The 13,963-nt window shown below is 42.7% G+C and carries 13 protein-coding genes and 1 other annotated feature; of the genes, 9 read left to right on the forward strand and 4 right to left on the reverse strand.

What is annotated here, in order from left to right; genetic code table 11:
- The first annotated feature begins 79 nt into the window (after positions 1-79).
- Together CSV63_RS16460 and CSV63_RS06435 are read left to right on the forward strand one after the other, a co-directional pair.
- Positions 80-223, forward strand: a complete 144-nt coding sequence (locus CSV63_RS16460; RefSeq protein ID WP_158233922.1) for a hypothetical protein — start codon at positions 80-82, stop codon at positions 221-223.
- 17 nt (positions 224-240) lie between these two features.
- Entirely contained in the window at positions 241-966 is a 726-nt protein-coding gene (locus tag CSV63_RS06435) for an SDR family NAD(P)-dependent oxidoreductase (protein WP_099695090.1), read from the forward strand.
- A 31-nt stretch (positions 967-997) separates the two neighbouring features.
- Here CSV63_RS06435 and mnmM read toward each other — a convergent pair whose 3' ends face one another.
- Together mnmM and mnmL are read right to left on the reverse strand one after the other, a co-directional pair.
- Positions 998-1,606 carry a tRNA 5-(aminomethyl)-2-thiouridylate-methyltransferase MnmM gene (gene mnmM, locus CSV63_RS06440; RefSeq protein ID WP_099695091.1) on the reverse strand — a complete coding sequence of 203 codons (609 nt, stop codon included), beginning with the start codon at positions 1,604-1,606 and terminating at the stop codon, positions 998-1,000.
- 1 nt (position 1,607) lies between these two features.
- On the reverse strand, positions 1,608-2,561 hold the full coding sequence (gene mnmL, locus CSV63_RS06445) for a tRNA modification radical SAM protein MnmL/YtqA (protein ID WP_099695092.1): 954 nt from the start codon (positions 2,559-2,561) through the stop codon (positions 1,608-1,610).
- A 146-nt stretch (positions 2,562-2,707) separates the two neighbouring features.
- Positions 2,708-2,925 (forward strand) — a binding site (T-box leader).
- A gap of 79 nt (positions 2,926-3,004) precedes the next feature.
- Between mnmL and leuS the strand changes: the two genes are divergently transcribed.
- Positions 3,005-5,419, forward strand: coding sequence for a leucine--tRNA ligase (gene leuS, locus CSV63_RS06450; RefSeq protein ID WP_099695093.1), 2,415 nt, complete (start codon positions 3,005-3,007; stop codon positions 5,417-5,419).
- 458 nt (positions 5,420-5,877) lie between these two features.
- Here the strand turns inward: leuS and CSV63_RS06460 are convergent, their stop codons facing one another.
- Positions 5,878-7,143, reverse strand: a complete 1,266-nt coding sequence (locus tag CSV63_RS06460; RefSeq protein ID WP_099695095.1) for a BaiN/RdsA family NAD(P)/FAD-dependent oxidoreductase — start codon at positions 7,141-7,143, stop codon at positions 5,878-5,880.
- 150 nt (positions 7,144-7,293) lie between these two features.
- On the opposite strand from CSV63_RS06460, the gene CSV63_RS06465 reads away from it, so the two are divergent.
- Positions 7,294-8,910 carry a putative polysaccharide biosynthesis protein gene (locus tag CSV63_RS06465; RefSeq protein ID WP_099695096.1) on the forward strand — a complete coding sequence of 539 codons (1,617 nt, stop codon included), beginning with the start codon at positions 7,294-7,296 and terminating at the stop codon, positions 8,908-8,910.
- Positions 8,911-8,913: 3 nt separating this feature from the next.
- Positions 8,914-9,645 carry a pseudouridine synthase gene (locus CSV63_RS06470; protein ID WP_099695097.1) on the forward strand — a complete coding sequence of 244 codons (732 nt, stop codon included), beginning with the start codon at positions 8,914-8,916 and terminating at the stop codon, positions 9,643-9,645.
- 51 nt (positions 9,646-9,696) lie between these two features.
- Here CSV63_RS06470 and CSV63_RS06475 read toward each other — a convergent pair whose 3' ends face one another.
- Positions 9,697-9,918: a DeoR family transcriptional regulator gene (locus CSV63_RS06475; protein WP_099629597.1), complete on the reverse strand. Its 222-nt coding sequence runs from the start codon at positions 9,916-9,918 to the stop codon at positions 9,697-9,699.
- Positions 9,919-10,295: 377 nt separating this feature from the next.
- On the opposite strand from CSV63_RS06475, the gene dat reads away from it, so the two are divergent.
- From dat to CSV63_RS06495, 4 genes are all read left to right on the forward strand, one after another.
- The gene (gene dat / locus CSV63_RS06480; protein WP_099695098.1) at positions 10,296-11,180 is read left to right on the forward strand and encodes a D-amino-acid transaminase; all 885 of its coding nucleotides are present in this window, start codon (positions 10,296-10,298) and stop codon (positions 11,178-11,180) included.
- On the forward strand, positions 11,164-12,135 hold the full coding sequence (locus CSV63_RS06485) for a nuclease-related domain-containing protein (protein WP_099695099.1): 972 nt from the start codon (positions 11,164-11,166) through the stop codon (positions 12,133-12,135). The genes dat and CSV63_RS06485 overlap by 17 nt, the downstream gene beginning before the upstream one ends.
- 36 nt (positions 12,136-12,171) lie before the next feature.
- Positions 12,172-12,822, forward strand: coding sequence for a tRNA (guanosine(46)-N7)-methyltransferase TrmB (trmB, locus tag CSV63_RS06490; protein ID WP_099695100.1), 651 nt, complete (start codon positions 12,172-12,174; stop codon positions 12,820-12,822).
- Between the two features lie 116 nt (positions 12,823-12,938).
- Positions 12,939-13,784: a YtnP family quorum-quenching lactonase gene (locus CSV63_RS06495; protein WP_099695101.1), complete on the forward strand. Its 846-nt coding sequence runs from the start codon at positions 12,939-12,941 to the stop codon at positions 13,782-13,784.
- Positions 13,785-13,963: the final 179 nt, after the last annotated feature.

Here is a 13,963-nt window from a genome sequence, read left to right on the forward strand (position 1 = left end):
ACGTGAGTGGCGGGCTTATTTCGTTGTTGTGGTATAGTAGAAATTACAGAGTTGCACAATGGGTAGAGGACGTGGAGTTATGAATAAACGTCAAGCGATTTTATTGATCGTCATTATATTGGCTATTGCAGTGTATTGCTGGATATTGTTTGTTGAATTACCGAATAAGACTATGGAAGACGCAACGACATACATAGGGTCTTTAATTAGCTACATTGTATAGAAAGGGAGTAGATACTTTTGGATATTATCATCATTACAGGTGCATCAAAAGGAATTGGTCAACAATTACTCAGCCAATTTACAGAAACAGGGGCAACCGTCTATGGTTTGGCACGGACGAATCCAGATCAGCTACACACGATGTATGAAGTAGATCTCATGGACTGTGAAAAGGCGACTGCCATACTTGGGGGCATCGTGAGTCAACATCTAGAAGATGCTAGTACTTTCACGCTGATCAACAATGCCGGTATTGTGGATCCGATTAGTTTGGTAGGTTCATTGGACACTCAAAAAGTGGAGCAAGCTATTAAAGTGAATTTAACAGCACCGATTCAATTAATGAATGCATTTATCGATTCATTGAAAGATTTCAAGGGAACGAAAAAGATCATGAATATCTCTTCCGGAGCAGGCCGCAGTGCGTATGAAGGATGGGGAATTTATTGTACGACGAAAGCTGGACTCGATCAGTTTTCACGTGTCATTGCATTGGAGCAAAAGATGGCAGACTATCCGACAGGAATTGTTTCCATCGCGCCAGGAATTATCGATACGGGTATGCAGGAGACGATTCGTTCCTCATCTGAACAACAATTTCCACACTTGAAAAGGTTCGAGGCATATAAGAGGGAAGGCCAGTTAAGTTCAGCATCTGAAACGGCAGAAAAACTTGTGCGATTTGTGAACGAAGTGGACTTCCTGGAAATCGACCCTATTGCAGATATTCGTCAATTTGATTGATAAAACCCGCGCCACTTGTGGCGACGGGTTTTTATGATTCTCCGGCTTCTAACTTCCGCACTTCCGTAAAATCTTTCATTTTCTCGAGTGCGAGTAAAAACGGAGGGTTTCTTCTCTGATTTAGCAATTCATAGCGGATCGCATGCACATCACCTTGGTGCAGTGTCGAAACATAGTCAAGCAGTGCATCACGTTCTTCAATGCCACCTTCATGTCCATCATAGACAGTAATTGTAATGATTCCAGACTTTTTCAGCAAACATAGTAACGCATCGATTGCCGCAATCGTGGAAGATGGCGTCGTGATGATACTAAGATCTTCACTGTATGGTAAATATCCTAAGTTGAACATAGCGCCGCTAATCTCACCTTGCACGTATTGGCGGACATTCGCATGGCTGTCATGTATGAGTGCAGCGCGATTCGCTAGCTCACCAAGGTGTCGCTCCGTTGTCTCAAGTGCTTGCTGCTGAATATCAAATGCGAAAACACGTCCTTTGTCCCCAACTAAGTTCGCCAAGAAAAGGGTGTCATTGCCATTGCCAGCGGTCGCATCGACGACTGTATCTCCAGGCTGCACGCGTTCAGTAATAAGCCGTTTTGCAATCGGCAGTACGCGGTGCAGTAATATGTTTGTCACATTATTTCACCTCTTGCAGATGTTTTTTCCCTTGCCAACTATTACGTCTTTCTAGTTCTTCATCAATTCCATTCAGAACTTCCCATTTCGTGACGCTCCACATCGGTCCAATTAATAAATCGATTGGGCCGTCACCTGTGATGCGATGCACGATCATTTCGGGAGGCATGATTTCGAGTTGATCAACTACTAAATTGATGTACGCTTCTTTTGTTAAAAATTCAAGTTTGCCTTTTTCATATTGTTTTACCATAGGTGTTCCTTTTAATAAATGTAGTAAATGAATTTTGATCCCTTGTACATCCAGTTCAGCAACTGCTTGAGCTGTTTCCATCATCATTTCTTCAGTTTCACCAGGCAAACCATTGATGATATGGCTGCAAATATTAATATTATGTTTCCGTAACTTATCGACACCTTCTTTATAGCATTCGAAATCATGCGCACGGTTGACTAGTTTTGCAGTCGATTCATGTACGGTCTGCAAGCCAAGTTCTACCCATAGATAAGTGCGTTCATTTAGTTCGGCTAAATATTCTACAACGTCGTCAGGCAGACAATCGGGACGCGTAGCGATTGATAATGCCACAACGCCTTCTTGTGCCAACGCCGCTTCAAACTTTTCTTTTAGGACGGGAAGAGGGGCGTGTGTATTCGTATAGGCTTGGAAATAGGCCATGTATTTCGCATCTTTCCATTTACGCTGGGAACGTTCTTTGATTTCAGCGAATTGAACGTCAATGGTATCTACGCGATCTCCAGCGAAGTCACCTGATCCTGCCACGCTACAAAACGTACAGCCACCATGTGCAACAGTACCGTCACGATTGGGGCAGTCAAACCCTGCGTCAAGCGCTACTTTCGCAATTTTGCAACCGAATGTATCCTTCAAATGTCTTGACCATGTATGGTATCGTTTCCCTTCACTTGGAAACGGAAGATTGATTTCATTCATTCTGTACAGCTCCTTTACATCAGACATTGTACCATGGAATATACAGTGATATCACATAACAAATTACAGGAATGATTTAGTATACGACAAAAAGCAACAGAGAAGGCTTGTATTCAGCGTGTGTTTCGGGTAAACTGAATAAAATAATGAAGGCAATGATGAGGAATAGTACTTCTTACACTACTTTTTAGAGAGCAGACGGCTAGTGCAAGTCTGTATGAGTGGGGAACGAACTCGCCTTTGAGCCTGTATTGGTGAATACTTGTAACTAATACCGTACTCCGCGTTAAGGAATCAAGTTGGACGGCGTAGTCCGTCAATTTGGGTGGTACCGCGGGAAACTATATAGACTCTCGTCCCTTTATAGAGGGACGGGAGTCTTTTTTTATCTGTACGCACCAATGCAAGAATAGAAATCGAATCATATTGGAGGAGTTTTTGACATGAGTTATAAGCACACGCAAATTGAAGAGAAGTGGCAAAAGTATTGGAAAGATCACGATACATACAAAATGGTTGACGATCCATCCAAGCCTAAATTTTATGCATTGGATATGTTCCCCTATCCGTCAGGCGCGGGTCTGCACGTTGGACATCCGCTTGGATACATTGCGACAGATATTTTAAGTGCATTTAAACGTAAGCAAGGATACAACGTATTGCACCCTATGGGATGGGATGCGTTCGGATTGCCTGCTGAGCAGTATGCGATTGATACAGGAAATGATCCAGCTGAATTCACAGCGAAAAATATTGCAACATTTAAACGCCAAATGCAAGATCTAGGATTTTCTTATGATTGGTCTCGTGAAATCAATACAACGGATCCAAGCTACTATAAATGGACGCAGTGGATTTTCATACAACTTTATAAACGTGGTCTAGCGTATATTGATGAAGTAGCGGTCAACTGGTGCCCGGCATTAGGAACGGTACTGGCGAATGAAGAAGTGATCGACGGTTTATCTGAGCGTGGAAATCACCCAGTAGAAAGACGCCCAATGCGCCAATGGGTATTGCGGATTACGGAATACGCGGATCGACTGCTTGAAGACTTGGATGAGTTGGACTGGCCTGAAAGCCTTAAAGATATGCAACGCAACTGGATCGGTCGTTCGGAAGGCGCACAATTAACGTTTGAAATTGCGGACACTGAGCATTCATTCGAAGCATTTACTACACGCCCGGATACGATTTTCGGTGCGACATATGCAGTGTTGGCTCCTGAACATAAATTAGTGGGTGCCATCACTACCGATGCACAGCGTGAAGCAGTAGAAAAATATATTGAATCCGTAAAATCAAAAAGTGATCTTGAGCGCACGGATTTGGCAAAAGACAAATCAGGCGTATTTACCGGGGCATATGCAATCAACCCAGCAAGCGGTGCAAAAATGCCGATTTGGATTGCAGATTACGTACTGGCAACGTATGGTACAGGTGCAATCATGGCAGTTCCTGCACATGATGAGCGTGACTATGAGTTCGCGAAAAAATTCGATTTACCGATTGTGGAAGTTGTTGCAGGCGGAAATATTGAAGAAGAAGCGTATGCAGGAGAAGGCGAGCACGTGAATTCGGACTTCCTAAATGGATTAGGAAAAGAAGAAGCTATTGCAAAGTCGATTGAATGGTTCGAAGAGAATGGTACAGGCGAACGTAAAATTACATATCGTCTGCGCGACTGGTTATTCTCTCGTCAGCGTTATTGGGGCGAGCCAATTCCTGTCATTCACTGGGAAGACGGCACGATGACTACAGTCGATGAATCTGAATTGCCATTAATGTTGCCGGTAACAGACAATATTAAGCCAAGCGGAACAGGTGAATCACCACTTGCAAATATTACGGAGTGGGTCAATGTCGTCGATCCAGAAACAGGTATGAAAGGTCGTCGTGAAACGAACACGATGCCACAATGGGCAGGAAGCTGCTGGTATTACTTGCGTTATATCGATCCGAATAATGATGACATGATAATTGATCCGAAATTGGCTGAGCGTTGGTTGCCGGTTGATATCTACGTAGGGGGAGCGGAGCACGCAGTTCTGCATTTATTGTATGCTCGTTTCTGGCATAAAGTATTGTACGATATTGGTGTAGTACAAACGAAAGAGCCGTTCCAAAAACTCTTCAACCAAGGGATGATCTTGGGTGAAGGACATGTGAAAATGTCTAAATCGCTAGGTAACGTCATCAATCCCGATGACATCGTTCATTCACACGGTGCAGACACATTGCGTATTTATGAAATGTTCATGGGACCATTGGATGCATCGAAAGAATGGTCAACAAATGGTCTAGACGGATCTCGTCGTTTCCTTGATCGCATTTGGCGTTTGCTCGTCAATGAAGACGATACATTGACAGATAAATTGACGGATGAAACTGGCGGACCTCTAGAGAAAGTTTATAATCAGACAGTCAAAAAAGTTACGGAAGATTTTGAAGCCATGCGCAATAACACAGCGATTTCTCAATTGATGGTATTCATCAATGAAAGTTATAAAGCAGAAAAGCTGCCAAAAGCCTATATTGAAGGATTCCTTCTGTTAATTTCACCTATCACGCCACACTTGGCTGAAGAACTGTGGTCAAAACTAGGTCACACGGACACGATTGCCTATGCGCAGTGGCCGACATTTGATGAAACAAAATTATCGGATGACACAGTGGAAGTAGCGGTACAGATCAACGGTAAGATTCGTGCGAAAATTACTGTAGCCAAAGATAGCTCGAAAGAAGAGTTAGAGCAAGTGGCATTAGAAAACGAAGACGTGAAGCAATGGATGGAAGGTAAGGAATTGAAGAAGATCATTGCGATTCCTGGACGCCTTGTAAATATTGTAGCGGGTTAATGAAATGTAGAAAGCCGGTTGGAGATTTTCTCCAACCGGCTTTTTCTTTTTGTATAATGGGTTTTTTGATTATCCTATTTATGGACGATGTCCTTTATTTTGTTGATGAAGTGCTCTATTGGACGAATTAGCCGCTCAATCGGATGGGGTAAGCGCTCTATGTGAAACGTCAGCCGCTCAATCGGACGGGGTAGACGCTCAATGCGTAACGTCACCCGCTCAATCGGATGGGGTAAGCGCTCTATGCGTAACGTCCCCCGCTCAATCGGACGGAGTAGACGTTCTATGCGTAACGTCCCCCGCTCAATCGGACGGAGTAGACGCTCTATCCGTAACGTCCCCCGCTCAATCGGACGGGGTAAGCGCTCTATGTGAAACGTCCCCCGCTCAATCGGACGGGGTAGACGCTCAATGTGAAACGTAAAACGCTCTAAGCAGACGTCCTATCGCCCATACTATTATTGCGTTTGACCCAATAATCCAGCATTCATTCCCGCCAAACGCCCTGTCACAAGTGCGGCGGTAATATTATAGCCACCCGTATAGCCGTGAATATCCAAAATCTCTCCACAGAAGAACAATCCGATTTTTTTACGTGAAGCCATCGTCTTTGGTTCTACTTCTTTTACTGAAACACCGCCACCCGTAACGAATGCCTTCTCGATCGGTTGCGTGCCTGTAATATGTACCGGGAACGTCTTAAGAAGCTTTGCGAGTGTACGTATGGCTTCACGCTTAATATCTATGCCGATTTCGGTTTCCTCGATTTCTGCTTTCTTCAATAAAAATAGCAGCCAACGTTCAGGCACGAGACCTTTCAATGAAGTTTTCACCTGTTTTTTTGGTTCATCTTTTAAAATTTTTGCGATGGTTTGTGTCAATTGTTCTTCATGTTGATCAGGTATTGAATCAATTTGCAGCAGCACGGGCTGTTTGCCATTCTTCATCTGCTCTTTGACGACATATTGGCTACAGCGTAAAATCGCAGGACCACTTAGTCCGAAATGGGTGAAGAGCATATCCATTTGATGGGTAACAAGCGTTTTCCCTTTTTTATTCAATACAGATACTTTGACGTCACGTAACGCTAGACCTTGTAAATCTTTCGAGACAATAAATGGTTCGCGTGACAGCAATGGAACTTCTGTTGGATACAATGTCGTTATGGTATGGCCTGCCCGTTCTGCCCAAGGGTATCCGTCTCCCGTGCTGCCTGTTTGTGGAACGGCTTTGCCGCCAACTGCAACGACTACCGCATGCGCGCGTACTTCTTCACCGTCTTCAAGCCGAACGCCGAGAACCTTTACATCATCCATTAATAATTTCTGTACTCGGCTTTCCAATCGTATATCCACGCCTAGTTCATCCATCTGATTTAATAGGGCGTTGATGACATCTTTAGACTTATTTGAAACGGGAAACATCCGTCCATGATCTTCTTCTTTTAACGGTACGCCAAGGCCTTCGAAGTAGTGGATGATATCCTGGTTGTTAAAGACAGAGAACGGTCCATATAAAAACTTGCCATTTCCCGGAATATGTTTAATGATTTCTTCTTGTGACAGTCGATTTGTGACGTTACAGCGACCACCGCCTGAAATGGCTAGTTTATTGCCGAGTTTACGTCCTTTTTCAATCAATAAAACCCGCTTTTTTTGTTCGGCTGCTGCAATGGAGGCCATTAAACCTGAAGGTCCGCCACCAATTACGATTACATCATACATTGTAGAACCACTCTTTCATTTCATTTTGTCTTCATTATACACCATATGGGCATCGTTGCTTTTTGATTTGGACTTGAGATAAAGATTGTGCAAAAGCGTGTCGAGGGGTAAACTATACAAGAATCTCTTTAGGAATGGAAGGAATCAATTATGGCATCCAATTTATTGAAAGGCACGGCCATTTTAACGATTGGCTTATTTTTATCGAAGGCACTCGGCTTACTGTATGTAATTCCGTTTTATGCAATCGTTGGAGAAAAGAGTGTCGGTCTCTATCAATATGCATACATACCTTACAATCTAGCGCTCGCGGTTGCAGTATCCGGGGCTCCGCTCGCCATTTCAAAGTTTGTCTCTAAATACAATGCGTTAGGCGATTATGCGACCGGACGGAAATTGATGAAATCAGGCATGCTTGTCATGTCTTTAACAGGTTTTCTATCATTTCTCGCGTTGTTCTTCCTGGCGACTCCGATTGCGGAACTTGTCATCAAAGATGAAGAACAAATTTTCACGGTTCAAGATATCGCAACGGTCATTCGTTGGGTCAGTTTTGCTTTGCTGGCAGTACCGTTACTTAGTATAGCCCGTGGATTTTTGCAAGGTTATCAAAAGTTCGAACCGACATCTGTTTCCCAATTAATTGAACAGATTGTACGGATCGTTGTGGTGCTCGTCGGAGCTTTTGTGGTCGTCAATGTACTGGATTTGTCACCAAAAATTGCTGTCCAGTTTGCCGTGTTTGCTGCATTTATCGGAGCGCTCGCTGGTCTATGGAGTCTCTACTATTACTGGAAAAAATATCAGGATGAATTTAATTATTTGTTATCGAATAGTCCGCCAGCGAGTTCGGTGTCGTTGAAACAAATCTATACCGAAGTCCTCGCGTACGTATTACCGTTTGTATTGGTCGGAACAATTAATCCAATTTATCAATTCGTCGACATGATTACATTTAATGGCGCTATGAAATCAATCGGACTTTCAAGTGTATCTGATTTATATTTAACAAAACTGAACTTTTTAACACATAAGATCGTGATGATTCCCGTGATGGTCGCAACTGGATTTTCTATGGCGCTCATCTCCATTATCACAAAGGATTATACGTCTAATAATCAAAAGGGTGTCACACGATCGCTCGATCAAACGTACCAGATCATGCTGTTCTTGACGATTCCAATGGTAATTGGGTTAATTGTTTTGAACAATGAAGTTTATCAATTCTTATATGAGTACGATGTAGCGGGAGCGAGTGTCTTGGCTTCCTATGCACCGGTAGCGATACTATTTGCACTGTTCACCGTAACGGCTGCCATCTTGCAAGGAATTGATCATCATAAATGGATCGTCTTCACTTCATTGCTCGGGTTGCTAGTGAAAATGCTCATCAACATTCCGCTGATTAAATTGTTTGAAGTGAACGGTGCAATTATCGCCACTGCCATTGGCTACTCGGTAGCAGTGTGTATCAATTTGTATGTCATTAAAAAAGCAGTGAATTATAAATCTCAAATGGTCATCAGACGCTTGTTTTTAATATTGGCTTTCAACGCAGTGATGTTTGCTGGCGTTTGGCTGACGAATAAAGGCTTGAATATGGCGCACATTCCAGTGGGACGTTGGCAAGCTTTGTTGTATGTCATGATTGGATCAGGTGTCGGAATGGTGATTTATGGATTCTTGGCTATCAAATCAGGACTAGCACAACAATTATTCGGAGATCGTCTAACACGTATGATGAGACGCTTTGGACTTGGAGGATAATCAATGAGACTGGATAAATTATTATCAAATACAGGCTATGGTTCACGTAAAGAAGTTCGACAACTGTTGAAAAAAGGAATGATTCGGGTCAATGGGGCAGTGATGAAAGATCCTGCTCAGCACGTGGACCCGCATTCCGATGCGATTTCATTGTTAGGTGAAGAAGTGCTGTATAAAGAATTCATCTACCTAATGATGCATAAACCGCCTGGTGTCTTGTCTGCGACGGAAGATCATCGTGATCAAACAGTCGTTGATTTGCTTGCAAGCGAAGATCGGCATTTCGAACCGTTTCCGGTAGGTCGTTTGGATAAAGACACAGAAGGGTTATTGCTGCTGACCAATGATGGGAAGCTTGCACATAATTTATTGTCGCCGAAGAAAGAAGTGCCAAAAACGTATTATGCGAGAGTGGCTGGAATGGTAACGGAAGAAGACACCGAAGCTTTTGCGCGTGGGGTGATTTTAGACGATGGCTATGAAACGAAGCCTGGTATTCTACACATATTGCATTCTGCTGAAGAGTCGGAGATTGAACTGACGATTACAGAAGGCAAGTTTCATCAAGTGAAGCGGATGTTTGAAGCGGTAGGGAAAAAAGTGGTGTATTTGAAGCGGTTAACAATGGGACCGCTTGAATTGGATCCAGAATTGGAACTAGGGGAATACCGTGAGCTAACAGAAGCGGAATTGCTGCAACTAAAAGAAGTTGATCGTTCCAGGCAAAAAGGCTGATGCAAAAGCATCAGCCTTTTTGCGTTGTACATTTGTATATAGGAAGCTACATCAGGAAGATAATTTCACTTTCTTGGACGTCGTCGTCCATTCGCCGCGGACTGAGCTCTTAATCAATTCATTGTACTCCAGAACATTTAAGTCACGTTGTGCAGTGCGGGGTGAAATATTGAATTCCTCCGCTACGGCCTCCGTTGTTACTTTTCCGTTATCCCGAATGAACAGATAGACATCTTTGATACGAATTAACATGCGATCGGTAGCTGGGTTCATTTAAGAAACCACTCCTTCATCTTCATATTTTCATGCCAACATATCAAAAGAATTATGTTGGGGTATTCTTTGATATTACCTTTCCTGATTCGCTCCTTCTTTCTACGCTATGCCAGAATAATAAGTGAATGATTCTGACAATAGTAGTATAACGTATTTTATGTGAAAGCGCACATGTTTTCGCTTATACTTTTGAAAGAATTAGAATAAATAGTTTACTAGTTACCGAGTTAGCTGTTCTTAAGAGATGAATAGAAAAAATGGCTCTCACTCTAATAAGGTCTAATTGATTTTATGCCATAAACATGTGAAAATAGAAAAAGAGGAAACTGGCGGTAATATGGCTTAAGGTTTCATATAGGAAGGGTGGCGGTTGTGTGATCTATTTCAAAGATGGGGAATACCTAACGGAAGATAAATTGAACGTTTCGGTGAATGATCGTGGGTATGTTTTTGGTGATGGAGTCTATGAAGTAATTAAAGTATATGATGGTGCCTTGTACACAGCGAAAGAACATTTGGAGAGATTACTCGAGAGTGCAGAAAAAATTCGTGTGAACCTGACGTATACACTCGATGAGTTACTTGAAATCGTACAAAAGCTACAGTCGGATAATCAAATAACTGTTGGACATATTTATATACAAGTCACTCGCGGTGTGGCGCCACGTGCGCATCATTTCCCAGAAAACAGTGTGCCTGTCATGATTGGCTATGCCGTGGAAAATGCTCGTCCTTTGCAATTTCTTCAACAAGGCGCTGCGATGAAGTCTGTTGAAGATATGCGTTGGCTTCGTTGTGATATAAAAAGTTTAAATTTGCTTGGCAATGTCATGGCGAAACAAGAGGCGTTTGATCATGGATGTCAAGAAGCATTGTTTGTACGGGATGGGTTAGTGCGTGAAGGCTCATCTTCCAATGCATTTGGAATTAAGGATGGTACCCTGTATACACATCCTGCCAATCATTTCATTCTTAACGGAATTACACGTCGTGTCGTGTTGCAGATAGCAGAGAAGTTAGCGATTCCAGTTAAAGAAGAAGAATTCACATTGCCACAAGCGTTAGAAATGGATGAATTTTTCTATACGTCTACGAATGCTGAAATCACACCGGTTATTACTATAGATATGCAACCTATAGGACAAGGAGTTCCGGGGCCGTTGACAAGAAAGTTACAAGAAGCATTTGAGGCACAAATTCCGAAGTTAGTGGCGGCTGGCCATCATAAGGAAAGAGAATCAAATGGCCCAGCTAATTAAACTTGCGGATTATATTTCACGCTACGAGAATGATTTAACTCGTTATCCGACACAATTTATCCGTCTGAAGCGCTACCAATGGAAACGTATTAAAAAACAATGGGAGCACGGGGTGGATATATATGCGGAGCAAGCGGCTACTTTTTCTAAGGATGTAGAAGTGCCTTCGAAATGGTATACGGTATTATTCAAAAAATGGCGTAAACAACCAGACGTGGAATTGACACAAGCGTCCGCTATTTCTGAACAAGCGGTAGAAGATCAAGAGAATGATTGGGATTTTCAAGCTTCTATTTCAAGTCAACCTTCGAATGTGGAACAGTTAAAAAGTGCTTATCGGGATCAATTGTTTCAATTCCAATTAAAGTGGGCTAGCTCTACTCTGTATGACCGATCCCGTGTAGATCCAAAGTATTTTTCTGATCCATTGTTGAAGCAACTGACACTGCGTTTACCTGATAGCTTCTTGTTGCTTTATTATCCAATCGTTAAAGTCAATAAGGCACCTGTCGAGTTGGATATCATCTTATTAGCTCCTACTACATGCTATTGCATCACAGTGCTAGAAGATGAAAGAATGGCTGCATACATAGGTAGTGGCGAAAGGTTTTGGCTGAAGAAGTTCGGTGAAGAGGAAGCGAAGGTGCTGAATCCAACAATAGCGCTTAGTAGAATGGAGAAAGTGGTTACATCATTTTTCAGAGCGGCGAAAGTGGAAATCCCGATCAAGAAGCTGATTGTATCGAGAAATGGCTATATTGACTATCCTGGCACTCCGTTTGAGGTGACAACCATTGATCGCAAAACATATGAACAATGGCTGACAAAGTTATGCAGTAATCCGAGTCCTATGAAACATACGCAATTTAAAGCCGCACAAGCAATATTGGATCATGCACAAACTACAGCGATGAGTCGGTTGTTTGATGCGGAAGAAATCATTGAAGAGCAATAGAAAAGAATTTACTGAAAAAGAGAGAGTGTACTGATTATGCGTTTACGAAATAAGCCGTGGGCTAAAGGTTTCATGGCAGAGCATCCGGATGTATTGATTTTGGATCCGGAAGGCAAAAAGAATCGTTGGACTGAAGAATTCGGAAACGATGCGCCAATCCATATTGAAGTGGGTACAGGTAAAGGTCAATTTATCATTGGAATGGCATTAGCTAATCCAGAAATTAACTACATTGGCATCGAACATTTCGATAATGTCATTGTATCCGCCTTAGAGAAAGCGATTGAAGCGGAAAAACCTTCGAATCTACGTTTGATGCGTGCTAATGGGGAAGAGTTGGAATCCATTTTCGCAGATTCGGAAATTCATCGTGTCTATTTAAACTTTTCTGATCCATGGCCTAAAGGTCGTCATGAAAAGCGTCGATTGACACATCCAAACTTTTTAGCGAAATATGAAGGTGTTTTGAAAACGAATGCAGAAATTCACTTTAAGACAGATAATCGTTCGCTGTTTGAATATTCTCTTGTTTCCATGACGGACTATGGGATGAAATTACTTTCCGTTTCACTCGATTTACATGCAAACATGCCTGAAGACAATGTGTTAACCGAGTACGAAGAAAAGTTTTCGAGTAAAGGTCAGCCGATTTATCGTCTGGAAGCACAATATCAAAGCAAATTCTAATCGACAAGAGAGTAAAAGCTGTTGGACATTGTACTTTTCTGCTGAAGCTCTAGGGCTCAGTGGAAAAGTACAATGTCTATACAACAGTTACTAAAGGAATGTAGGGAGGAATTATTTTGGATCAACTAACTTTTCATGATATGAAACTAACGTGGTTAGACGGAGGCGTAAACTTTTTAGACGGGGGTGCGATGTTCGGAGTCGTTCCGAAGGCTCTATGGTCAAGACGCTATGAAACAGATGAAAACAATTTAATTGAACTACGAACAGACCCCATTCTCATTCAATATCAAGATAAAAATTATTTAATTGATTCCGGGATCGGAAAAGGCAAGTTGAACGACAAGCAAAAGCGTAACTTGGGTGTACGTGCCGAAACGCGTGTAGAGGAAAGTTTGGAAGAGCTTGGCATGACGCCTGACGATATTGATGTTGTGTTAATGTCCCATCTTCATAATGATCACGCGGCAGGTTTGACACAGTGGGAAGGTGATCAGCTGGTGTCCGTATTTAAAAATGCCAAGATCTATACTTCACAAGTAGAGTGGGATGAAATGAGAGAACCGAATATTCGCTCACGCAATACGTATTGGAAGGAAAACTGGGAGCCAATTCAAAGTCAAGTTGAGACGTTTGAAGGGGAGATTGAAGTAGCACCAGGTATTAAGATGATTCATACGGGCGGTCATAGTGACGGCCATTGTGTAATTAAGCTTGAGCAAGGCGGCGAGACGTTAATTCATATGGCGGATATTATGCCGACGCATGCACATACGAATCCTTTGTGGGTACTTGCGTATGATGATTATCCAATGGACTCGATTTTTGCAAAAGAGCGCTTAATGAAGGAAGCGCTTCCAAACGAGTATGGGTTTATTTTCTATCATGATGCGGTGTATCGCATGGCGAAGTTTAGTGAAGATGGAAAGACGATTGTAGATAGCTTGCCTCGTACTCGGTGAGGGGTTAAGTGCAAATTCAAGTGATTTAGTGAGGGGAGTGGGAGTGCGCAGTTGATCGACGTTCCAGGCGGACGCTTTCCCGAAGGCGTGGCTTGAGCTTCCTTGTGCGCTTCGCTTCTGCGGGATCTCAAGGCGCACGCTGATCCTCCGGGAAGAGCTGTTACGAAGAACGGCTTTTG

The sequence above is a fragment of the Sporosarcina sp. P34 genome, from assembly GCF_002743375.1.
In the GTDB taxonomy this organism is placed as follows: Bacteria; Bacillota; Bacilli; order Bacillales_A; family Planococcaceae; genus Sporosarcina.